The 20,828-nt window shown below is 52.8% G+C and carries 24 protein-coding genes; 16 read left to right on the top strand and 8 right to left on the bottom strand.

All coding sequences use genetic code 11. From position 1 onward, the window contains the following. Positions 1 to 305: 305 nt before the first annotated feature. The 6 genes from dnaG to ETC05_RS03840 all read left to right on the top strand — a co-directional run bounded on the left by dnaG (position 306) and on the right by ETC05_RS03840 (position 6,292). The gene (dnaG, locus tag ETC05_RS03865) at positions 306 to 2,102 is read left to right on the top strand and encodes a DNA primase (RefSeq protein WP_031408202.1); all 1,797 of its coding nucleotides are present in this window, start codon (positions 306 to 308) and stop codon (positions 2,100 to 2,102) included. 34 nt (positions 2,103 to 2,136) lie between these two features. Continuing rightward, entirely contained in the window at positions 2,137 to 3,264 is a 1,128-nt protein-coding gene (gene rpoD, locus ETC05_RS03860) for an RNA polymerase sigma factor RpoD (protein WP_011231962.1), read from the top strand. 74 nt (positions 3,265 to 3,338) lie between these two features. Beyond that, positions 3,339 to 3,854 carry a hypothetical protein gene (locus ETC05_RS03855; protein ID WP_171660422.1) on the top strand — a complete coding sequence of 172 codons (516 nt, stop codon included), beginning with the start codon at positions 3,339 to 3,341 and terminating at the stop codon, positions 3,852 to 3,854. Positions 3,855 to 3,962: 108 nt separating this feature from the next. Then, on the top strand, positions 3,963 to 4,325 hold the full coding sequence (gene cccA / locus ETC05_RS03850) for a cytochrome c550 (protein WP_011231960.1): 363 nt from the start codon (positions 3,963 to 3,965) through the stop codon (positions 4,323 to 4,325). 144 nt (positions 4,326 to 4,469) lie between these two features. Next, a complete protein-coding gene (locus ETC05_RS03845; RefSeq protein ID WP_171660421.1) occupies positions 4,470 to 5,174 on the top strand; it encodes a tRNA (adenine(22)-N(1))-methyltransferase in 705 nt (234 codons plus the stop codon). Further along, the gene (locus ETC05_RS03840; RefSeq protein WP_171660420.1) at positions 5,171 to 6,292 is read left to right on the top strand and encodes a Nif3-like dinuclear metal center hexameric protein; all 1,122 of its coding nucleotides are present in this window, start codon (positions 5,171 to 5,173) and stop codon (positions 6,290 to 6,292) included. Before ETC05_RS03845 ends, ETC05_RS03840 begins: the two co-directional genes overlap by 4 nt. Before the next feature lie 81 nt (positions 6,293 to 6,373). On the opposite strand, the gene ETC05_RS03835 is transcribed toward ETC05_RS03840, so the two are convergent. Then, positions 6,374 to 7,324, bottom strand: coding sequence for a 4-hydroxy-3-methylbut-2-enyl diphosphate reductase (locus ETC05_RS03835; protein ID WP_031408211.1), 951 nt, complete (start codon positions 7,322 to 7,324; stop codon positions 6,374 to 6,376). 121 nt (positions 7,325 to 7,445) lie between these two features. Further along, the gene (vrrA, locus tag ETC05_RS03830; RefSeq protein ID WP_031408213.1) at positions 7,446 to 7,976 is read right to left on the bottom strand and encodes a VrrA/YqfQ family protein; all 531 of its coding nucleotides are present in this window, start codon (positions 7,974 to 7,976) and stop codon (positions 7,446 to 7,448) included. Positions 7,977 to 8,360: 384 nt separating this feature from the next. On the opposite strand from vrrA, the gene ETC05_RS03825 reads away from it, so the two are divergent. Continuing rightward, the gene (locus ETC05_RS03825; RefSeq protein WP_031408215.1) at positions 8,361 to 9,671 is read left to right on the top strand and encodes a DEAD/DEAH box helicase; all 1,311 of its coding nucleotides are present in this window, start codon (positions 8,361 to 8,363) and stop codon (positions 9,669 to 9,671) included. 41 nt (positions 9,672 to 9,712) lie between these two features. After that, on the top strand, positions 9,713 to 10,612 hold the full coding sequence (locus ETC05_RS03820) for a deoxyribonuclease IV (protein WP_031408217.1): 900 nt from the start codon (positions 9,713 to 9,715) through the stop codon (positions 10,610 to 10,612). 20 nt (positions 10,613 to 10,632) lie between these two features. Here the strand turns inward: ETC05_RS03820 and ETC05_RS03815 are convergent, their stop codons facing one another. Next, positions 10,633 to 10,893, bottom strand: coding sequence for a DUF2624 domain-containing protein (locus ETC05_RS03815; RefSeq protein ID WP_031408219.1), 261 nt, complete (start codon positions 10,891 to 10,893; stop codon positions 10,633 to 10,635). A 96-nt stretch (positions 10,894 to 10,989) separates the two neighbouring features. Here ETC05_RS03815 and ETC05_RS03810 point away from each other — a divergent pair, with 96 nt between their 5' ends. The 4 genes from ETC05_RS03810 (at position 10,990) to ETC05_RS03795 (ending at position 14,002) form a co-directional block, all read left to right on the top strand. Further along, positions 10,990 to 11,871 (top strand): YitT family protein, encoded by an 882-nt coding sequence (locus ETC05_RS03810; protein WP_031408221.1) that lies wholly within the window; start codon positions 10,990 to 10,992, stop codon positions 11,869 to 11,871. Between the two features lie 82 nt (positions 11,872 to 11,953). Further along, a complete protein-coding gene (locus tag ETC05_RS03805) occupies positions 11,954 to 12,721 on the top strand; it encodes a metal ABC transporter ATP-binding protein (protein WP_171660419.1) in 768 nt (255 codons plus the stop codon). 25 nt (positions 12,722 to 12,746) lie between these two features. Beyond that, the gene (locus ETC05_RS03800) at positions 12,747 to 13,580 is read left to right on the top strand and encodes a metal ABC transporter permease (protein ID WP_031408224.1); all 834 of its coding nucleotides are present in this window, start codon (positions 12,747 to 12,749) and stop codon (positions 13,578 to 13,580) included. Then, positions 13,577 to 14,002, top strand: a complete 426-nt coding sequence (locus ETC05_RS03795; RefSeq protein WP_031408226.1) for a Fur family transcriptional regulator — start codon at positions 13,577 to 13,579, stop codon at positions 14,000 to 14,002. Before ETC05_RS03800 ends, ETC05_RS03795 begins: the two co-directional genes overlap by 4 nt. A 16-nt stretch (positions 14,003 to 14,018) precedes the next feature. On the opposite strand, the gene ETC05_RS03790 is transcribed toward ETC05_RS03795, so the two are convergent. After that, on the bottom strand, positions 14,019 to 14,585 hold the full coding sequence (locus tag ETC05_RS03790) for a nucleotidase (RefSeq protein ID WP_031408228.1): 567 nt from the start codon (positions 14,583 to 14,585) through the stop codon (positions 14,019 to 14,021). A 97-nt stretch (positions 14,586 to 14,682) separates the two neighbouring features. Between ETC05_RS03790 and ETC05_RS03785 the strand changes: the two genes are divergently transcribed. Beyond that, positions 14,683 to 15,030 (top strand): hypothetical protein, encoded by a 348-nt coding sequence (locus tag ETC05_RS03785; protein WP_031408230.1) that lies wholly within the window; start codon positions 14,683 to 14,685, stop codon positions 15,028 to 15,030. Positions 15,031 to 15,088: 58 nt separating this feature from the next. Here ETC05_RS03785 and ispG read toward each other — a convergent pair whose 3' ends face one another. Then, complete coding sequence (ispG, locus tag ETC05_RS03780; protein ID WP_031408233.1) at positions 15,089 to 16,213, bottom strand: flavodoxin-dependent (E)-4-hydroxy-3-methylbut-2-enyl-diphosphate synthase; 1,125 nt, start codon at positions 16,211 to 16,213, stop codon at positions 15,089 to 15,091. Between the two features lie 82 nt (positions 16,214 to 16,295). Continuing rightward, entirely contained in the window at positions 16,296 to 16,610 is a 315-nt protein-coding gene (locus ETC05_RS03775) for a LysM peptidoglycan-binding domain-containing protein (protein ID WP_031408235.1), read from the bottom strand. Between the two features lie 293 nt (positions 16,611 to 16,903). On the opposite strand from ETC05_RS03775, the gene ETC05_RS03770 reads away from it, so the two are divergent. The 3 genes from ETC05_RS03770 to pstA are packed head-to-tail and all read left to right on the top strand — an operon-like array spanning position 16,904 to position 19,674. Continuing rightward, positions 16,904 to 17,794 carry a phosphate ABC transporter substrate-binding protein PstS family protein gene (locus tag ETC05_RS03770; RefSeq protein WP_483299793.1) on the top strand — a complete coding sequence of 297 codons (891 nt, stop codon included), beginning with the start codon at positions 16,904 to 16,906 and terminating at the stop codon, positions 17,792 to 17,794. Positions 17,795 to 17,852: 58 nt separating this feature from the next. After that, a complete protein-coding gene (gene pstC, locus ETC05_RS03765) occupies positions 17,853 to 18,749 on the top strand; it encodes a phosphate ABC transporter permease subunit PstC (RefSeq protein WP_084177472.1) in 897 nt (298 codons plus the stop codon). 1 nt (position 18,750) lies between these two features. Further along, positions 18,751 to 19,674 carry a phosphate ABC transporter permease PstA gene (gene pstA, locus ETC05_RS03760; RefSeq protein ID WP_031408241.1) on the top strand — a complete coding sequence of 308 codons (924 nt, stop codon included), beginning with the start codon at positions 18,751 to 18,753 and terminating at the stop codon, positions 19,672 to 19,674. Between the two features lie 40 nt (positions 19,675 to 19,714). On the opposite strand, the gene ETC05_RS03755 is transcribed toward pstA, so the two are convergent. Next, entirely contained in the window at positions 19,715 to 20,488 is a 774-nt protein-coding gene (locus ETC05_RS03755; protein ID WP_171660417.1) for a DUF1189 domain-containing protein, read from the bottom strand. Between the two features lie 56 nt (positions 20,489 to 20,544). Beyond that, entirely contained in the window at positions 20,545 to 20,688 is a 144-nt protein-coding gene (locus ETC05_RS03750) for a hypothetical protein (RefSeq protein WP_171660416.1), read from the bottom strand. Between the last annotated feature and the right edge of the window lie 140 nt (positions 20,689 to 20,828).

Genomic DNA, 20,828 nt, shown 5'->3' with positions numbered 1-20,828 from the left:
GTAGAATAATAGGGGGTGTAAAGCAACCCTTGCTTCGAGAGCACGGTCATCTGGTGCATACGATCGTCAAGAAAAAAGTGAAATTTTCTTTTTCTTGCTGAAATATAATATACCGAAGCGCATCTTCGAGATGCACCGCCTTGATGAATCGTTGTCCAGACAGTGGGCTGAGGGGCGGAAAGCGGATGGTCAAGCCAGCTGACTTTACGGGCAAGGGGGCGAAACGAACGTTTTGAAAAAAATTGTCGAAATGGAAAGGAAAATCGGCTTGCTGCCGAGAATAAATACGATACGGGGTTGTTCGTATGGGACATCGCATTCCCGAGGAAACGATTGAAGCCATCCGCCGCGGCGTTGACATCGTTGACATCATTGGCGAATACGTCCAGTTGAAAAAGCAAGGCCGCAACTATTTTGGCTTATGCCCATTTCATGGAGAAAAGACGCCATCGTTTTCCGTTTCCCCAGAAAAGCAAATTTTCCACTGCTTCGGCTGCGGGGCAGGGGGGAATGCCTTTACGTTTTTGATGGAGATCGAAGGCATTCCGTTTGTGGAAGCGGCGAAACGTCTTGCGGCCAAAGCAGGGATCGACTTGTCCGCCTATGAGCTGGACAGCCGCGGGAGTGATGGCAGCCGAGCCGACGAGGCGAAGGCGATGGTCGAAGCACATACGTTGTTGAAACGATTTTACCATCATTTGCTTGTCCATACAAAAGAAGGACAAGCCGCGCTCGATTATTTGCAGGTGCGTGGGTGGACAAAAGAAACGATCGACCGATTTGAAATCGGCTATGCGCCCGATGTTCCTGATGCCGCCGTCAAGCTGCTGGAGAGCCGTTCGTTTCCGTTGGTGTTGATGGAAAAGGCGGGCTTGTTGGTGAAAAAAGAAGACGGGCGATACGTCGACCGCTTCCGGAATCGGATTATGTTTCCGATCCATGATCATCGCGGCGAGACGGTTGGTTTTTCCGGCCGTCTGCTCGGCGATGGGCAACCAAAGTACATGAACAGCCCAGAAACGCCGATTTTCCGCAAAGGCACGCTTTTGTATTTTTTTCACGAGGCGCGCGTGTCAATTCGCAAGCGTCAAGAGGCGCTGCTCGTTGAAGGGTTTGCCGATGTCATCTCTGCCGTGCAGGCCGGCGTTGACTATGTGGTGGCAACGATGGGAACGTCGCTGACCGAGGAGCAGGCACGCATTTTGCGCCGCCATGCGGAAACGGTCACGATTTGCTATGACGGCGACAGCGCCGGAACGGAAGCCGCCTCGCGCGCCGCCGAACAATTGAGTGCGTTCGGGTGCCGCGTGAAGGTAGCGTTGCTCCCGGACGGGCTGGATCCAGATGAATATATACGCACTTGCGGCGCCGACCGTTTTGCCGAAGAGATCGCCGCCGCCCGGCCGCTCATGGCGTTTAAAATGGATCGTTTGCGGCGGGGAAAAAATTTGCAGGAAGAAGGCGACCGGCTCCGTTATATCGAGGAAGCGCTCCGTGAAATCAGCAAGCTGTCGAGCCCGGTGGAAAAAGATTATTATATGCGCCAGCTTGCAGATGAGTTTTCGTTGTCGCTCTCGGCGCTTTACGAACAGCTGTCCCGCTCCAAGCCGGAACAGCCAAAGCTGCAGGTGAACGACGGCAGAAAACCGCTCCAGCCGGCATTGACGAAAAAATTGCTTCCGGCCTTTCAAAATGCCGAGCGGTTGCTGCTTGCCCATATGATGCGGAGCCGCGATGTGGCGTTCATTGTTCAGGAGCAGGTCGGCGGCCGATTTAATATCGAAGAGCACCGGGCGTTGGCTGCTTACATTTACGCCTTTTACGAAGAGGGGCATGAAGCCGACCCCAGCGCGCTCATGTCTCGTCTTCCCGGCGAGTTGCGGACGCTGGCGAGCGAGCTGTCGCTTTTGTTGGTCGCAGACGACGTTTCCGAGCGGGAGCTTGCCGATTGCATCCGGCATGTGTTGAATCACCCGAAATGGTTAATGCTAAAGGAAAAAGAGCAAGAAAAGACGGAAGCGGAGCGAAGAAAGGACTTTTTGACGGCCGCCCGCATCGCGAAAGAGATGATTGAGATGAAAAAAATGTTATCTTCTTCATAACATGGTGGTATGAGTTTTTAAAGGAGGTAATGAAATGGCTGAAAAACCAGCCCAATCAAAGCAGGCTGAAGCTGCCGGCGAATCGCTTGAACAAGTGAAAGAGCAACTCGCTGAGCTCGGCAAAAAGCGGGGAATCCTCACCTACGAGGAAATCGCTGAGCGGTTGTCTGGCTTTGATTTGGACTCTGACCAGATGGATGAGTATTATGAATACCTCGCTGAGCAGGGCATTGAAGTGATCAGCGAATCCGACCTTGAGGCCGATCCGGACATCGACGACTTGGCCAAAGAGGAAGAATTCGACTTAAATGACTTGTCCGTTCCTCCCGGCGTCAAAATCAATGACCCGGTGCGCATGTACTTGAAGGAGATCGGCCGCGTGCCGCTGTTGTCGGCGGAAGAAGAAATCGAGCTGGCGAAACGGATCGAGCAAGGCGATGAAGAAGCGAAACGCCGGCTGACGGAAGCGAACCTCCGCCTCGTCGTCAGCATCGCCAAACGGTATGTCGGCCGCGGCATGCTCTTTCTTGATTTGATTCAAGAAGGGAACATGGGGCTGATCAAGGCGGTCGAAAAGTTTGACTATCGGAAAGGCTACAAGTTCAGCACGTATGCGACGTGGTGGATCCGCCAAGCCATCACAAGGGCGATTGCCGATCAGGCGCGGACGATTCGCATCCCGGTTCATATGGTCGAAACGATCAATAAACTGATCCGCGTCCAACGGCAATTGCTCCAAGACCTTGGGCGCGAACCAACGCCGGAAGAGATCGCCGAGGAAATGGATTTGACGCCGGAAAAGGTGCGGGAAATTTTGAAAATCGCCCAAGAACCAGTGTCGCTCGAGACGCCGATCGGCGAGGAAGATGACTCGCATCTTGGCGATTTCATCGAAGACCAAGACGCGACATCGCCATCCGAGCACGCTGCTTACGAGCTGTTGAAAGAGCAGCTCGAAGATGTGCTTGATACGCTGACGGATCGCGAGGAAAATGTGTTGCGTCTCCGCTTCGGGCTTGACGACGGACGGACGCGGACGCTCGAAGAAGTCGGCAAAGTGTTCGGCGTAACGCGCGAACGCATCCGTCAAATTGAAGCCAAGGCGTTGCGCAAGCTGCGCCATCCAAGCCGCAGCAAACGGCTGAAAGACTTTTTAGAGTGACCCGTTTTGTTCGATAGTTTACTTCTTCGGAAGTAAACTATTTTTTCTTTCTTTATGGGAAAGGTTGTCTATCTATGAATCGGCAACGACGGGAAACGATCATCCAAGAAATTGAATATTGGAAACGTTCGCGCCTTCTGCCGGAACATTATTGCGACTATTTGCTCGCGTTGTACACGGAAGGAGACGCCCGTTCGCACGGACGACGGTGGCGCAGCTCGCTCGCCGCTGGTCTCTGTTTATTGCTTCCAGCCGTTGCTCTTGTCATTTATTTTACTGAATTGTCATTCGTTTTGCAAACGCTCCTTTTCGCCCTATTTTTGGCTGCCTGCTTGTTCTTTTGTTGGCGGTGGCGGAACAAGCGAGAACTCCTTCACTTCCCGCTCATCGGAAGCGCCTGGATTTTGCTTGTGGCATCCATTTTTGAGGTTGATCGGTATTTTCCCAGGCAAACGGGTGCGCTAGTAGCTGTCGTGCTCGGAAACTGTGCTCTCTGGTTGGTTGTCGGCCGTCTGCTTCACCTTCGCTACTTTTCGCTTGCCGCTGTCAGCGGGGCGTTGCTTGTAGCCGCCGCCATCGGGTGGCACTGAGGCGTGTTGTTGCCATTTCGGCAACTTAGGGCTTTTCCTTGTCCATTATTTACAGTAAAATAAAATTGTTTGCAGCGTTCTTCATTATACATAAGGGAGGTAAAAGAGATGAACCGCAATCCACTCATCCCGTTTTTCATCATCATGGCATTCGGGATTGTGCTGACGTTCGTCTTGTCGTTTAAAGGGCTAGGCGATGCGAAGGAAATGGCCAAAGAGAAAAAAGGCGGCGAAAAAACGGAACAAACGGCCGAATTCAACCCAGAACAATTTTACCAACAAACGTGCTCCGGCTGTCACGGCCAAAACTATGAAGGCGGCGTCGGTCCATCGTTGAAAGGGGTCGGGCAACGGCTGTCGATGGACCAAATTAAAGACGTCATCCAACACGGGCGCGGCAACATGCCGCCAGGGCTTGTGCCGGCGGATAAAGCCGATGCCATGGCGAAATGGCTCGCCGGTTTAAAATAATGGATGGTGAACATCCCTTTGCTTTTTGGCAAGGGGATGTTTTGTTTAGTACAATAGAGGCGCGCGGTGTTGGAGAGGAAAGGAGGGGAAGGCGAACCGCCTTCGCGCTGCAAGTGGCCGAAGGTTGGTTGCCATTGCGGTGCTATGAACGAATTTCGCCTGTCGAAACGGCTGGAAACGGTCGCCTCATTCATTCCAAAAGGGGCGGTGCTTGCTGACATCGGGTCGGATCATGCGTATTTGCCTTGCTATGCCTGCTTGCACGGCTACGCATCAAAAGCCATTGCCGGCGAGGTGGCGGACGGGCCGTTCCGCTCAGCTCAGCAGCAAGTCGAGAAGTCCGGGCTTTCTCATCTCATTTCCGTGCGCAAAGGGGATGGGCTTTCGGTCCTTGCCCCGGGGGAGGTGAACTGCATCACGATCGCCGGCATGGGTGGAGCGCTTATCGCCCGCATTTTGGGCGACGGAAGGGAAAAGCTTGCCGGTGTCAAACGGCTCATTTTGCAACCGAATATCGGTGCCGAACTTGTTCGCCGTTGGCTTCTTGATCATGGGTGGGAGCTCGTGGCTGAGCGCATTTTGAAAGAAGATGAGCACATTTATGAAGTACTCGTCGCCGAGCCTGGCGCCCCCCGACGGCCGTATCGCCATCTCGAGGCGGAGCTGCTCCTTGGACCGTTTTTGCGTCGGGAAAACAGCGAGGTGTTCCGCGAAAAGTGGAAGCGCGAGATTGAAAATTGGAAACGGATCATCGCTGATTTGACGGCCAAAGGGCAAAGTGAAGCAGCTGAGCGGAAAAAGCATGAACTGGAGAGAAAAGTTCAATTGGTGGAGGAGGCGTTGTTATGAGCCGCGTTCCGTACGGCTATGAAATCATTCAGCTTCTTGAGCAGCTTGCTCCGAAACAGTTGGCGATGGAAGGGGATCGGATCGGTCTGCAAATCGGGACGCTGAACAAGCCGGTCAAAAAAGTGATGGTCGCCCTTGATGTGCTTGAAGATGTCGTTGTCGAAGCGATCGATCAACAAGTGGATTTAATCATCGCCCACCACCCGCCGCTGTACCGCCCGCTGAAGCAGCTGCTGACTGATGGTGGGCACGGGCGGATGATTGCCGCGTGCGTCAAGCATGACATTGCGGTGTACGCCGCCCATACGAATTTGGATGTGGCCGATGGCGGTCTGAACGATTGGCTTGCCGAGGCGCTCGGATTGAACGATACGGCTGTGCTTGTGCCGACGTATACCGAATCGTTGAAAAAGCTCGTTGTTTATGTGCCGGTGACGCACGCTGAGGTGGTGCGGAAGGCCTTAGGCGACGCTGGCGCCGGACATATCGGTCGCTACAGCCATTGTACGTTCAACAGCCGCGGTGTTGGCACGTTTTTGCCGCACGAAGGGGCGCGGCCGTTTATCGGTGAGCAAGGGCGGCTCGAGGAAGTTGAAGAAGTGCGCATCGAAACGATCGTGCCGGCCTCTCTGGAACGGCAAGCGATTCAGGCGATGCTGGCTGTTCATCCGTATGAGGAAGTGGCATATGATATTTATCCGCTTGACAACGACGGCCGCCGCTTCGGGCTCGGGCGCATTGGCCGGCTGCCGCAGCCGGTGACGCTTGGCGCTTTTGCCGAGCAGGTGAAAGCGGCGTTTTCCGTTCCGGCGGTGCGTGTTGTGGGCCGGCTGGATGATCTCGTGCAAACGGTGGCGGTGCTCGGCGGGGATGGGAATAAGTTTGTTGCTGCCGCTGCATCGGCTGGGGCGGACGTATACGTGACAGGGGATGTGTATTACCACACGGCCCATGACGCCCAAGCGCTCGGCCTTCACATCATTGATCCGGGACATCATGTAGAAAAAATCATGAAAGAAGGCGTGGCCCGATACTTGACCACTGAGCTCGCGAAACGTCAATGGGAGGCGGAAGTGGTCGCTTCTAGCGTCCACACCGATCCGTTTCAGTTCGTATGAACGGCCAACAAAAAGGGCTGTCCTGGATGAGCGGTTCAACCGTTTGTCCAAGACAGCCTCTCTTTATAGATGAAACAACCGTTACTCTTCTTTCTTTGTTTTCACTTTCGGCAAGATTTTTTGCAACGGCACTTTCCGTTCCCGCTTCCATGTCGATGGGTCGTTCGGGTCAAACTGCTCCAAAAAATCGATCACTTCTTTCGTAATCGGCGTCGGGGTGGAAGCGCCGGCGGTGACGGCGACTTTTTTCGCATTTTTAATCCAGTCGATGTCGATTTCTGTCACATCGGCGACGCGATATGCCTTTGTGCCGGCGATCTCTTCCGATACTTGGGCGAGGCGGTTCGAGTTGTTGCTGCGCGGGTCGCCGACAACGATTGTTACATCGGCTCCCTTCGCCTGCTCAGCGACCGCCTCTTGTCGAAGCTGGGTGGCGAGGCAAATTTCTTTATGCATCTCCACGTGTGGGTATTTTTCTTTCACTTTCGCCATGATGTCGGCGACGTCCCATTGGCTCATCGTCGTTTGGTTCGTCACCATGATGCGCTCATTGTGAATGGACAGCCGTTCGACATCATCGATGGTTTCCACAAGATGGATCCTTTCCGGATTGATGCCGACCGCTCCTTCCGGTTCTGGGTGTCCTTTTTTGCCGATATAGATGATATCATAGCCATCGGCGAGTTTTTGTTCGATGAGCCGATGCGTTTTTGTCACGTCCGGGCATGTGGCATCAATCGTGACAAGTCCCTTTTCGAGCGCTCGTTTTTTCACTTCCGGTGAGACGCCGTGGGCGGTGAAAATGACGGTGCCATGGTCGATTTTTTCTAAAATTTCCAAGCGGTTTTCTCCATCAAGCGTGATGATGCCTTCTTCAGCAAACGCGTCCGTGACGTGCTTATTATGGACGATCATGCCGAGAATGTAAATCGGGCGCGGCAAAGAAGGGTCCAACGCCGCGTTGCGGGCGATGACCATTGCATCGACCACCCCGTAGCAATACCCACGCGGGGTAATTTTAATCACTTCCATCATATTCCCTCCCTGCCGCCGGCTGTGCGGCGGTTGTTCATCTTTCATTATATCGGAGCACCGGGAAGAAGACAAAGAATAACCGCCCTAAACAGCGGGTGCGCTGGGGCGGGGAAAGAAACTAGATATACAGTTTCGGCTTGGACGGCTTCGGGGCGGCCGGTGTTTCTTTTTCTTGCGGCTCTTCGCTCTTTGCCTGCGGAACGGAGCGTTTTTTTTGCGTCTGAGCGGCCGGCTTTTGTTTCGTTTCGTTGGCTGGTGCGCTTTCCGACGTTGTTTCGCCTTCCCCTTCGTCAGCCGGTTTCAACTCGCGGAAAATGCGGATCATCGCCGGAAGATTGCGGATGAGCGGTCCATACTGTTGCACCATCGGCATGACGTTTTGTGCGATGCCAAGCATTTTTTGCACGTTGTTTAACATGCCAACCAAGCCCCCGCCCGTGTTGGATGCGGCGGTGTTAGCGGCGTTGGGCAGCAACGGCAGCCCCCACGGAGACGATGCAGCAGCCGGCGGCTGTCCGCGCGAAAACAAGCGGGCCAAGAAGCCACCGGGGCCGCTGGGGCGAAAAGGCGGCGCCGGCATGCGGGCGAACGGGGCTGGCGGCCTTCCGGCAAACGGAGAAGGCATTATCGGGGGCCGACTGTATCTCATAGCAGCTTCCTCCTTTCGGTCGTGTGGATGAACGAATGTCCTCCTTTCTACAATATGCGGGCAAGGCGGGAAAGGTTTGTTGCAGGATCGTCTTTAGTTGCGGCGGGGAGCAGCGATTCGCTATAATGGTGAGGCGGACGAAGCGGTGCCCATATGCCATGTAAAACGTGAACGTTTACGCTTTTTTATCGGTATTTGATCGACTGTCAGGTGACCGAACCATACCGCTTCCATACCGATGCATGGATGGGTGAGACGGTTCGTTGTTCCGTCTTCCGCCGCGTCAAAGCTTGCCGCCGACAGTCGGAAGAATAAACGACGCGCTTTTGGGCCAACGAGATGGGAAACTTTCCAAATTTCGTTTATCGAAGGGAGTGGTGCTTCATGACAGAAACGCAGTTTACTCGTTTTCCGTTTCAACCGTTTATCATCGAAGCGATCAAGGCGCTTCGTTTTTATAAACCGACGGAAATTCAAGAGCGCATCATTCCGGGGGCGTTGCGCGGCGAAAGCATGGTCGGTCAATCGCAAACCGGAACAGGAAAAACACATGCGTACTTATTGCCGATCATTGAAAAAATCAAACCGGAACGCGCCGAAGTACAAGCCGTCATCACAGCGCCGACGCGCGAATTAGCGACGCAAATTTACCAAGAAACGCTGAAAATCACGAAGTTTTGCCCGAAAGATCGGATGATCGTCGCCCGTTGTTTGATCGGCGGGACGGATAAGCAAAAAGCGCTCGAAAAGCTCAACGTGCAGCCGCATATTGTCATCGGCACGCCGGGGCGCATCAACGATTTCATCCGCGAGCAGGCGCTTGATGTGCATACGGCCCACATCCTCGTCGTCGATGAAGCCGACTTGATGCTCGATATGGGCTTTATCACTGATGTCGACCAAATCGCCGCCCGGATGCCGAAAGACTTGCAAATGCTCGTCTTTTCAGCGACGATTCCGGAGAAGCTGAAGCCGTTTTTGAAAAAATATATGGAAAACCCGACCTTTGTCCACGTCGATCCGAAACAGACGGCAAACGAAAACATCGAACATGTGCTCATCCCGCTACGCGGACGCGAGAAAACAAAACTTCTTCATGATGTGCTCCTCAGCTACAATCCGTATTTGGCCATCGTATTTGTCAACACAAGGAAAATGGCTAACGAGGTCGCCGACCGTCTCGCTGAACAAGGGTTGAAAGTCGGCGTGCTGCACGGCGATTTGACGCCGCGCGAGCGGAGAAAGATGATGAATCTCATCCGTGATTTGGAGTTTCAATATGTCGTCGCGACCGATTTGGCGGCGCGCGGCATCGATATTGAAGGCGTCAGTCATGTCATCAACTACGAGCTGCCTGATGATCTACAGTTTTATATTCACCGCGCCGGACGCACGGCGCGCGCTGGCTACAGCGGCATTGCGGCGACGATTTACGAGCCGTCTGACCAAGATGCGATTGCTCGATTGGAAAAAATGGGAATTTCGTTTGTCCACCGTGATCTCGTGCGCGGCGAATGGAAGGAGCTGCCGCCGTGGAACCGGCGGAGCAAGCGGGCGGGCGAAAAGGATGACGAATTGGCGTTGCTTTTCGCCAAACTGAAAAAAACGAAGCAGGTGAAGCCGGGCTACAAAAAAAAGTTGCGCGCGGAGTTGGAGAAGAAGAAAAAGCGGCTTGGCCGCTTCAAAAAATCATAATAGCCGTCCGCCTTTAACGCAAAGAAAAGGGAGAGAAGAACATGTTAAAAATCGGTTCACATGTTTCAATGAGCGGAAAGAAAATGCTGCTGGCCGCCAGCGAAGAAGCGGCCTCCTACGGAGCGAACACGTTTATGATTTACACTGGGGCGCCGCAAAACACAAAGCGCAAGTCGATTGAAGAGCTCAACATCGAAGCCGGACGCAAGCATATGCAAGCGCACGGCATCGAAGAGATTGTTGTCCACGCCCCGTATATCATCAATATCGGTAATACGATCAATCTCGATACGTTTTCGCTAGGTGTCGACTTTTTGCGCGCGGAAATCGAGCGGACGGAAGCCATTGGAGCAAAACAGCTCGTGCTCCATCCAGGCGCCCATGTCGGCGCAGGGGTGGAAGCTGGACTTCGCCAAATTATTCGCGGACTGAATGAAGTGTTGACGCGCGAACAGACGGTTGAAATCGCGCTGGAAACGATGGCCGGCAAAGGGTCGGAATGCGGGCGAACGTTTGAGGAGCTGGCGCACATTATCGACGGCGTCGCCTATAATGATAAGCTGTCCGTTTGCTTTGATACGTGCCATACGCATGACGCCGGTTATGACATCGTTAACGATTTTGACGGCGTCCTTGAGGAGTTTGACCGGATCATCGGCCTCGGGCGGCTGAAAGTACTGCACATCAACGACAGCAAAAACCCGCGCGGCAGCCGGAAAGACCGCCATGAAAACATTGGTTTCGGCTATATTGGATTTCAGGCGCTCAACTATATCGTCCATCACCCGCAGCTTGAGGATATTCCAAAAATTTTAGAAACTCCATACGTGGGCGAAGACAAAAACAACAAAAAGCCGCCGTACAAGCATGAAATTGCGATGCTGCGAGCGCAGTCGTTCGATGACCAGTTGCTTGAAAAAATCAACGCTGGAGCGGAATGAAAAAAGGGCGGTGCGCCCTTTTATTTTTTTTGCACGAATTTCAAAAACAGCTCGTTCGCCTTTCGAGCGATGTCCGGCGAGGTGATTTTCGCCAGCTGGCGCACCCATTTTTTCCGCTCCTCGGGGTCAAAGACGTTAATGTCGTTCGTTCGGGCGAGATGAAGAATTTGTTTTGCTTGGCTCGTCGTGATGGGCAGGCCGTACTCTCGGCTGTACGAAACGAGTTCTTCCGGGGTGATCGTTTTTAATTTTTGCTTGACAAGTTGTTGGTAAATGTTCATATCAGCCGCCTCCTTACTTCTGTTCCATCATATGACGTGAATGGAAAAGACGTGTATGGTATAATAGAAAAAAACGAAAAGGGAAAGGGTGGTAGTTTGGCGCCAAAACAGCATAAAAAAGAACCGCTAGGCCATGTATTGTATCGCGTGTTGATGATCGCCATCGGCGCCTCTTTGGCGGCGTTTGCCATTGAGCGGCTGCTCGTTCCGAACAAAATGATCGACGGCGGCATCATTGGCATATCGCTGATTCTTGACTACTTGACTCCGGACGAATGGCGGCTGCTCAATTTCGCCACGCTCGTCATCCTCTTAAACGCCCCGTTCATGTATTTCGGCTACAAGCAAATCGGGAAAACGTTCATGCTGTCAACGATTTTAGGCGTCGTCATCCTCGGTGCCGCTGAACGGCTGTTTCACCATGTTTCCCCGCTGACAACCGAGCCGATTTTAGCCACCGTTTTTGGCGGGTTGTCGCTCGGGCTCGGCGTCGGATTGGTCATCCGTCATGGTGGATCGCTCGATGGGACAGAAATTTTAGGGATTTTGATGACGAAAAGAATCCCGTTTTCAGTGGGCGAGTTCGTTATGTTTGTCAACGTCTTTATTTTCGGCTGGGCGGCGTTTGTGTTTGGTTTGGAGCCGGCAATGTATTCGGTGATGACCTACTACATCGCCTCGAAAACGATCGATGCGGTCATTGAAGGGCTTGACGAGACGCGGGCGGCCTTTATTGTGACCGATCGTTATGAGGAAATTTCCGACGCCATTTTGCACCGGCTCGGCCGCGGGACGACGAAATTGCTTGGCAAAGGCGGATATACGGACGAGCAAAAGGAAATCATTTATGCAGTCGTCACGCGCTTGGAAGTGACAAAACTAAAATCGATCGTCAATGAAATCGACCCGGATGCATTCATCACCATTATGCCGACGCATGAAGTGCGCGGAGCCCGCTTTAAATCAGCGATTCACTGAGGTTTACAAAACGCGGGGGGTGGGATATACTTGTATAGGGATATAAATCGGAATGATTCTGAATTATCAAAGGAGAACAACCATGGAAAATGGATTTGTTGTGCAAATCGAGGATGTGTCGTTCCGCTATGAAAAAGAGAACGTGCTTGAGCATGTTAGTTTAACAGTGCCGAAAGGGGCATTTTTAGGATTGGTCGGCCCGAACGGCTCGGGAAAATCGACGCTGCTCAAATGTGTGCTCGGCTTGTTAAAACCGAACAGCGGCCGCATTTTTTTGTTCGGCGAGCCAATTGAATCGTTTCGCGAATGGCATCGGATCGGGTTGGTGTCGCAAAAAGCGAACAGCTTCAATCGCAGCTTTCCGGCGACGGTTGAGGAAGTGGCGGCGAGTGGATTGGCGGCCAAACGCGGCTTATTTCGGCCGCTGACAAAAGAAGACCGCCGTGCGGTCGAAGCAGCGCTCGCGGCCGTTGGGTTGAGCGGCCTGGCAAAACGCAATATCGCGGAGCTGTCCGGCGGCCAGCAACAACGGGTATTTATCGCCCGCGCATTGGCGAGCAAGCCGGATTTGCTCATTTTAGACGAGCCGACGGTCGGCGTGGATGCGCGCCATGTACACGAATTTTATGAACTGCTTGGCGACTTGAACCGTCGCGGTTTGACGCTTATCTTAGTGACGCATGACATCGGAACGATCACAGACCGGGTGACTGATATCGTCTGCTTGAACAAGCGCCTGTATTTCCATGGAAAGGCGGAAGAGTTCAAACATCTTGGCAACGAGGTGATTTCGCAGTTTTATGGTCATCCGCTCCACGTTCTCTCTCACGAGCATGAATGGGCGGAATGAAACGGTGATGGTGGAGGAATGACACGTGTGGGAAGCCATTTGGCAATACGAATTTTTGCGCAATGCGTTTGTTGCCGGCGTTTTGACCGGTTTTACGGCGCCATTGCTTGGCGTTTTTATTGTCGTTCGGCGGCTGTCGCTCATCGCCGATGCATTGAGCCATGTGACCCTCGCCGGCATTGCCGCCGGGCTCTTGCTCGGTTCAGCGGTGCCGGCGGCCGCCAGCTGGAGTCCGCTTTACATCGGCATGAGTTTTTCCGTCGTCGCGTCGCTGCTCGTCGAGAAGTTGCGCGCCGTTTACCGCCATTATGAGGAGCTTGCCATTCCAATCATTTTGTCGGCCGGCATTGGCTTGAGCGTCATTTTCATTTCGATGGCCAACGGGTTTACGACCGATTTATTTTCGTATTTATTCGGCAGCGTCAGCGCCGTCAGCCGTGCTGACGTTTGGACAGCGTTTGCTGTCGCCGCAGCTGCCGTGATGGTGATTTTGATGTTTTACAAAGAGCTGTTTCTTCTTTCCTTTGACGAAGAATACGCCCGTGTTTCCGGCGTTCGCACCACGTTGATCCACTTTTTGTTTATTGTGCTTGTTGCGCTCGTCATCGCTGCATCGATGCGCATTGTCGGCGTGCTCCTCATCTCGTCGCTCATGACGTTGCCGGTGGCGGCGAGCATCCGCATCGCCAAAAGTTTTAAACAGGCGATCGGGTTTTCGATTTTGTTCGGGGAGCTGGCTGTCATCGCCGGGCTCTGGGCAGCGTATGAGCTCGATTGGGCTCCAGGCGGGACGATCGTCATCGCCGCGATTGTCATTTTGCTTTGCGTACTCGGATGGAAAAGGAGGCGGCAGCGATGAATATCGATGAAGCGTTGCAGTTGATGAAAGAGAAAGGATTTAAATATACGGAAAAAAGGAGACAAATGTTGGAGTTATTTGCCGAAAGCGACAAATACTTGACGGCGAAAGACGTGCTGGAAGCGCTCCGTTCCGCCTATCCGGGCTTGAGCGTTGATACAGTGTACCGCAATTTATCGCTCTTTACGCTGCTTGGCATTTTGGAAATGACCGAGCTTTCCGGGGAGAAACATTTCCGTTTTGCCTGCGGCGCCCGCCGTCATCACCATCATTTCATTTGCATCCAGTGCGGAAAAACGAAGAACATTGATGCTTGTCCGATGGATAGGCTTGCAGCGCAGCTCGATGGGTATGAGATCATTGATCATAAGTTTGAAATTTACGGCACATGTCCGCAATGTCAACAACATCTCCCTGTATAAGCAGGGAGATGTTGTTTTATGGCCCGAGGCGCTGTTCGATTTCTCGCTTTGCTTCAAGCCAGTTGTTGACGCGGATGACGTTTTCCGGAAGCGGACCTTGGTTGTACGGAGTGTCAAACAAAATGACCGGAATGCCGCATGCTTCGGCGATGTCGCACGCGTTGTCGTATTTGTCTTCAAAGAAGGCAGACAGCTGATGCCGGCGGACAACAGCGATTTTATCGTGCGACCCGGTCAGCTCGATATGGTGATAATGGACGCCGTGCCGCCGAAACCAGCACTCGGTGAGATCGTACAAATGACGGCCACGAGCGCTGATGTAATACAGCTCGTATTTGTCTTTCCAGCTGTCGATTACTTCAAGCGCATAGCGGGCAAGCGGAGCCCTCTCATAAATATCCGCTTCGTTTTCCTCAAGCCAGCGATCCATTTCTTCCTCTGCCACACCGTATAACGGCGCTAAATTGTATTGTGTAATGTCGTTTAATGCGAGCTCTTTGCCGAATGCTTCGTTTAAATACGGAATGAACGTGCTCGGACATGTCACCGTGCCGTCAATGTCGATGCCAAGCCGTTTTTTCACCGCTTCCTCCTCCTGCTAGAAAATATTCACACTGATAAAATAACGCCGGTTTCTCATACTAATAATGCTTCTTACTTTAGGAAAGCGAGGGAAGCATATGGCAGACGACCGCGAGCGCACGTATAACGGAAGTTACGTGCAATCGATCGGAAAAGAAGAACCAGAACGCAATTTTATGGAAGAAGCAGCGGCAGAAGTCGCTGAACCGATTCGCCGCGGCGACGAACGGGACGAAGAACGTGCAGATGGCGCCGGGCTCGGCTGGCTCGCCTTAGCCCTGTCCATCATCGCCTTGTTTATCTGGCCGATTTTGTTAGGGGCAGCCGGCATTATTGTCGGGTTTATCGCGCGCCGGCGCGGCGCAGAAACGCTCGGGGCATGGGCCATCGGCATCGGCGTCATCGCTATTCTCGTCCGCCTGTTTATTATGCCGTTTTATACGTAAAAAAGCGAGGGTGTCCCCAAGCGGGGACGCCCTTTCTGGTTGTGCAGGAAAATTCCGCTCATTGGGCGTTGTGGCCTTTCAGAGCGGCTTTGTTTTCCCTTTGCTTGGCAAAATATTCTTCCGCCAGCTTGTCGATTTCTTTCTTCAGCTCTTCCACCATTTTCTCTTCCGGCACTTTCCGGACGATTTTGCCGTGGCGGAAGAGCAAGCCTTCACCGCGGGCGCCGGCAATGCCAATATCGGCTTCCCGTGCTTCCCCTGGGCCATTGACGGCGCAACCGAGCACAGCGACTTTGATCGGCGCGCGAATGCTGGCGATATAGTCTTCGATCTCGTTAGCGATGCGGATCAAATCGATCTCAATCCGCCCGCACGTTGGGCAGGAAATGAGCGTCGCCGCATTGGAAGCAAGTCCGAACGTTTTTAAAATTTCGCGCGCCACTTTGACTTCTTCAACCGGGTCAGCGCTTAACGACACGCGAATCGTGTTTCCGATGCCTTTGCTTAAAATGGCGCCGAGTCCAACGGCACTTTTGATCGTGCCGGAAAAAAGCGTCCCCGCTTCGGTGATGCCGACATGAAGTGGATAGTCGAACGTGCGCGCGGCTTTTTCATACGCTTCAATGGCGAGGCGCACGTCGGACGCTTTTAATGACACAATGATATCGTGGAAATCGAGTTCTTCCAAAATGCGAATATGGTATAGGGCGCTCTCAACCATGCCGTCAGCGGTTGGATACCCATATTTTTCCAAAATACGTTTTTCCAACGACCCAGCGTTGACGCCAATGCGAATCGGCACGCCGCGCTCCTTCGCGGCTTTCACGACCGCTTCGACTTTTTCGCGGCGCCCAATGTTGCCTGGATTGATGCGGATTTTGTCAACGCCGCCTTCGATCGCTTTCAGCGCCAATTTATAGTCAAAGTGGATGTCGGCGACAAGCGGGATGTTGATTCGTTTTTTAATTTCCGGTATCGCCGCGGCGGCTCGCTCGTCTGGGCAGGCGACGCGGACGATTTGACAGCCTGCTTCCTCGAGGCGATGGATTTGCGCCACCGTGGCATCGACATCATGCGTTTTCGTCGTCGTCATGCTTTGGATGATGACTTCGTTGCTGCCGCCGATTGTCAGCGGACCGACACGGACCGGACGTGTTTTTGAACGATGGATGATTTCACCCACGGGAATTCGCTCCTTTAACATTCAAGTCGCTTTCTGCATTATTGTATCAGTGCCATCCGCCGTTTGACAAGCGATTCGCCGGTCAGCGATAGATCGGCACTTTATAAGTTTTCCCGATTTTTAATGTTTGTGCCTGTTCGCCTGGATTTAACCGTTCAAAATCACGGATCAGCTGCTCGAGAGGAACGGGCAATGGACCTTCCAGTTCTTTCTCGACAATAGACAACAACGTATCGCCAGGGTGAACCGTGACGGTTCGGTATGGGATCGGTGCCCGGTTCGGTTGGACGTCGGCTGCCGCTGTTTCAGATGAAGGGTGAAGCGTTCCAATGGCAAGGTCGCGGTAAACGATATAACTGGAAAGAAAGAGAAGTAGGAGAAGAATGAGTTTTTTCATGGCGCTTCCTCCGCTTGCGTACATCTATCGTTCATTCATATGTATGCTTGTCCAGCGAAAATATGTCTTCCTGTCGTTGATTTCATGGGGAAAACACTTCAATAAAAGAAAGTCTCCGATTTGAAAAACGGCATAACAGTTCTTCTTTGCTTCAAAGCTCGACGGCTTTTTTGAAGATATTCCTGCTTTTGTCTTTACAGAAACTTAACAACGGCTTTATAAGGGCCTAACAATGTCTCGCTACAATGGTCTTGTACGTGGAAAGCACGAAAACAAAACGGGGGGATTTTTTGATGTGGAGCAAAAAAGTCAAATTAGGATTGGCCGCCTTGTTGATGACCGGCGTTTTGGCCGGCTGCGGGCAGACTGAAAACAACAACGCGGGCGGCAATGAAGGAACAGCAAAGAAGGAAGAAACTTACTCCGGCACGATTGCTTTGGCGGGATCTACCGCGCTTCAGCCGCTGGCCGAAGAAGCGGCGAACGCGTTTATGGAAAAATATCCGGACGTGTCGATCACCGTTCAAGGCGGCGGCAGCGGCACGGGCGTCAACCAAGTGGCAGCTGGCGCTGTGCAAATCGGCAACTCGGATGTGCTGGCGGCGGAGAAACTGGACGACAAGTCGAAAGCATCGGAGCTCGTTGATCATAAAGTGGCCGGCATTGCCTTTGCCATTGTGGTCAATGACGATGTGAAGGTCGATAATTTAACAACGAAGCAAATTCAAGATATTTTCAGTGGCAAGATCAAAAACTGGAAAGAAGTCGGTGGACCGGATGAAGCCATTCACGTGATCAACCGTCCGGCGTCATCGGGCACGCGGGCGACGTTTGAGAAAACGATCATGAAAGACGTGAAAATCAACGATTCGATCGGCACGGTCCAAGATTCAAACGGAGCGGTCGAGCAAGCGATCAGTTCGACGCCGGGCGCTGTTAGCTATGTAGCGATGTCGTATTTAATCGGGGAAAAGAAAAACTTGAAGACGGTCAAAATTGACGGCGCGGAACCGACGGTGGAGAACATCCGCACGGAAAAATACCCGTTTTGGTCGTATGAATACATGATTACCAAAGGGGAAGCGAAGGAAGAGGTGCGAGCGTTTATCGACTTTGTCAAGAGCGAAGAATTTGCGCCAACCGTCAAAAAGATGGGGTATATCCCGATGACGGAATTGGAATAGAGAAGGGCGGAAGGGCCGGCCTAACGAGCCGGCCTTTGACCATGGAGGGATGAAAACCATGCAACAAATGCATATGAAACGGCGAAATCGCTGGCTTGAAGAATACATCGGCCGCACGTTTGCAGTCATCTGCGGTTGGCTGATCATTCTGATTACGGTGACGATGATCATCTTCTTAGCGGTAAAGGGGATTCAGTCCTTTACGGACAGCGGCCTTTCGCTTTCTGATATGCTGCTTTCGGCGCAATGGGATCCGGACGGCACCCCGCCGAAGTATGGGGCGCTCATTTTTATCGTCGGCTCGATGCTCGTCTCGCTTGGCGCTTTGTTGATCAGTGCGCCGATCGCGTTGGCGTTGGCGATTTTCATGAACTTTATCGCTCCCAAATGGTTCGTTTCGTTGCTCAAGCCGGTGCTGGAACTGCTTGTCGGCATTCCGTCGGTGGTGTATGGCTGGCTTGGAGTGACGATTCTCGTTCCGCTCTTGCGCGAATGGTTCGGGGGCTCCGGCTTTAGTCTGCTCGCAGGAATCATCGTTCTAAGTCTGATGATTTTGCCGACCATCACCAGCATTGCGGCCGACGCCTTGGCCAATGTCCCGATGGCGTATATGGAAGCATCATACGGTCTTGGCTCTACGCGTTGGCAGGCGATTTCCCGCGTCATCGTTCCGGCGGCGAAAGCCGGGATTGCCACCGGCGTTGTTCTCGGCTTGGCGCGGGCGTTTGGTGAGGCGCTTGCCGTGCAGATGGTGATCGGCAATACGATGAAGCTGCCTTCAGGCCTTGACAGCCCGACGGCGACGTTAACCAGTATATTGACGATGGATATGGCGAATACGATCAACGGAACACCATGGAACAACGCATTATGGACATTGGCGCTCATTTTGCTCTTGATCTCGTTTTTCTTCATTGCCGTGATCCGTTTGGTCGGCCCGAGAAAGGAGCGATAAGATGACAGCGCGCATGATTGATAAAGTATGGACAGGCATTTTCTATGCAGTGGCTGTTGCGGTCATCGGGTTGCTTATTTTCTTTTTTGCCGTGGTGTTGTCGAAAGGAGCGGGGTTTTGGCAGCCTGAGTTTCTGTTCGGACGGCCGAGCAATACGCAAGCGGGCGGGGGCATTGGTCCGCAGTTGCTCAATTCGTTTTATCTGTTGGTTGTGACACTGCTTTTGTCGGTTCCGATTTCGTTGGGAGCCGGAATTTATTTGGCTGAATACGCCAAACAAGGGCGGATCGTCGGGTTTATTCGCCTTTGCTTGGAAACGATGGCATCATTGCCGTCGATTGTCGTCGGGTTGTTTGGATTGCTGGCGTTTGTCACCTTGACGGGCTGGGGCTATACGCTGCTGGGCGGAGCGTTAGCGGTCACGATCATCAATTTGCCTGGATTGACGCGCATTTGCGAAACGGCGATTTTGGATGTTCCGGCCAATGTTAAAGAGGGGAGTCTTGCCCTTGGAGCGACGCGCTGGCAGACGTTGGTCAAAGCGGTGCTTCCGGCCGCCATCCCGCAAATGGTCACCGGCGTTATTTTATCGGCTGGGCGCATTTTCGGCGAAGCGGCTGTTTTCATTTATACCGCTGGGCTGACGACTCCGATGCTTCGTTGGGATGCGGATTGGGGCAGCCAAGCCAACCCGCTAAACGTGTTCCGGCCGGCCGAAACGCTGACGGTGCATATTTGGAAATTGAATTCGGAAGGCATTGTCCCAGACGCGAAGCTAATCGCAGCCAAATCGGCGGCTGTGTTGATGGTGGCCGTTCTTTTCTTCAATTTGGCTGCACGGCTCGCTTCTTCCTTGCTTGCGCGGTATTTCTCCGGGGGGCGGCGCGCGCGTCGAGCACGAGGAGAAAGAAGCAAAGCAGCGTAAGCACAAAAAAAGCTGTCCTGCATCGACAGGCAGCTTTTTTTTATATTTCCCGTTTGGCTGATGGCACTTCCTTGACGGCCAAAAAGAGTACGACAAGCGAAACGAACCAATGGATCAACGCGCCGTAGGGCACGACCGCTTGCACCGTTTCCATCACGGTGAAAAAGACGGTCGATAGCGTAATGGCGTAGGCCGACATCACCCATGTATGACGGTAGCGCAACGTTTTGTCGAGCACGCCGGCAAGAATCAGGCCGAAAAAGGCAAAGATGCACACGCTGATAAATTTCCCGGCGCAGGCGAGCACGTATAAAACGAGCCCAAAAAGCGGGATGAGAACCGGCAGAAGAGATTCTAGATCCGTAATAAAGGCGCGTACATCTTGATCTGTAATTTTGATGTCAGGAAATGTTGCATAGCTATAATGCTGCGCCTGATGGCTCGCAACAAGCACGGCTTCGTGTTTTAACAGGGCAACCGCATTCGGAAACCGCTCCACTTCCTCTTTCGTCACTGTGCCGGTGCTGTCAAAAATGATCGTAAATCCGCCTTGATCAATATGAATCGGCGCGGCCGCCTCTGAGTGAAGTTCGCCGTTTTCAATCGAAAAAGACGGCAGCTCGTTATTCAATAAGGCGCTCGTTGTGCGGATGCCTTCCGTGAGCGACGAGGAGACATAGTAAAACGTTGGAAGAATGGACAACAAGGTCAGCAAAAACACATACCCGATCGTTTTCCCAATTCCTTGGAATCGAAAGCGGGCGATGTCTTTCGGAGAATATAAGCTTTTCCACAGCTGGACAAATACGTTCATCGCAGACACACCTTTCTTTGTCTCCTTTTCCATTGTAGCCGGGAAAGAGGAAGAATTCAACTTGGGACGAAGAAAAAAGCGGCGATGTCAGCCGATTTGCGTGCTTGTTGTTCTGCTCCGTACGCTGTGTCTGCCACCGCCGCGGCGATTTGTTCGGAAGCCGCTGTAGTCTCCGAGGACGTTTGATTTAACACATTCACCGAGAAGTCTCCCACCTCGAAATGGAATGTAGGTGGGAGATGAATCGGATGTTTTTCTTTCTAAATAAGAACATACGTGCTATAATCGTCTTAGCCAACATGCAGAGAAAGGGAGGAATGACGATGCTCCGCGGTCAAAA

The sequence above is a fragment of the Geobacillus sp. BMUD genome (assembly GCF_013096845.1).
Classification (GTDB): domain Bacteria; phylum Bacillota; class Bacilli; order Bacillales; family Anoxybacillaceae; genus Geobacillus; species Geobacillus vulcani.
This window is presented reverse-complemented; position numbering and strand designations above follow the sequence as displayed.

What these genes read in the sequence shown, in the direction of transcription:
- cccA (WP_011231960.1), top strand. Translation starts at nt 3,963, where the DNA reads ATGAACCGCAATCCACTCATCCCGTTTTTCATCATCATGGCATTCGGG.
- ETC05_RS03775 (WP_031408235.1), bottom strand. Translation starts at nt 16,610, where the DNA reads ATGAAAAAACTCATTCTTCTCCTACTTCTCTTTCTTTCCAGTTATATC.
- ETC05_RS03770 (WP_483299793.1), top strand. Translation starts at nt 16,904, where the DNA reads ATGTGGAGCAAAAAAGTCAAATTAGGATTGGCCGCCTTGTTGATGACC.
- ETC05_RS03840 (WP_171660420.1), top strand. Translation starts at nt 5,171, where the DNA reads ATGAGCCGCGTTCCGTACGGCTATGAAATCATTCAGCTTCTTGAGCAG.
- pstC (WP_084177472.1), top strand. Translation starts at nt 17,853, where the DNA reads ATGCAACAAATGCATATGAAACGGCGAAATCGCTGGCTTGAAGAATAC.
- vrrA (WP_031408213.1), bottom strand. Translation starts at nt 7,976, where the DNA reads ATGAGATACAGTCGGCCCCCGATAATGCCTTCTCCGTTTGCCGGAAGG.
- dnaG (WP_031408202.1), top strand. Translation starts at nt 306, where the DNA reads ATGGGACATCGCATTCCCGAGGAAACGATTGAAGCCATCCGCCGCGGC.
- ETC05_RS03845 (WP_171660421.1), top strand. Translation starts at nt 4,470, where the DNA reads ATGAACGAATTTCGCCTGTCGAAACGGCTGGAAACGGTCGCCTCATTC.
- ETC05_RS03815 (WP_031408219.1), bottom strand. Translation starts at nt 10,893, where the DNA reads ATGAACATTTACCAACAACTTGTCAAGCAAAAATTAAAAACGATCACC.
- rpoD (WP_011231962.1), top strand. Translation starts at nt 2,137, where the DNA reads ATGGCTGAAAAACCAGCCCAATCAAAGCAGGCTGAAGCTGCCGGCGAA.
- ETC05_RS03785 (WP_031408230.1), top strand. Translation starts at nt 14,683, where the DNA reads ATGGCAGACGACCGCGAGCGCACGTATAACGGAAGTTACGTGCAATCG.
- ETC05_RS03820 (WP_031408217.1), top strand. Translation starts at nt 9,713, where the DNA reads ATGTTAAAAATCGGTTCACATGTTTCAATGAGCGGAAAGAAAATGCTG.
- ETC05_RS03805 (WP_171660419.1), top strand. Translation starts at nt 11,954, where the DNA reads ATGGAAAATGGATTTGTTGTGCAAATCGAGGATGTGTCGTTCCGCTAT.
- pstA (WP_031408241.1), top strand. Translation starts at nt 18,751, where the DNA reads ATGACAGCGCGCATGATTGATAAAGTATGGACAGGCATTTTCTATGCA.
- ETC05_RS03795 (WP_031408226.1), top strand. Translation starts at nt 13,577, where the DNA reads ATGAATATCGATGAAGCGTTGCAGTTGATGAAAGAGAAAGGATTTAAA.
- ETC05_RS03755 (WP_171660417.1), bottom strand. Translation starts at nt 20,488, where the DNA reads ATGAACGTATTTGTCCAGCTGTGGAAAAGCTTATATTCTCCGAAAGAC.
- ETC05_RS03855 (WP_171660422.1), top strand. Translation starts at nt 3,339, where the DNA reads ATGAATCGGCAACGACGGGAAACGATCATCCAAGAAATTGAATATTGG.
- ETC05_RS03835 (WP_031408211.1), bottom strand. Translation starts at nt 7,324, where the DNA reads ATGGAAGTGATTAAAATTACCCCGCGTGGGTATTGCTACGGGGTGGTC.
- ETC05_RS03825 (WP_031408215.1), top strand. Translation starts at nt 8,361, where the DNA reads ATGACAGAAACGCAGTTTACTCGTTTTCCGTTTCAACCGTTTATCATC.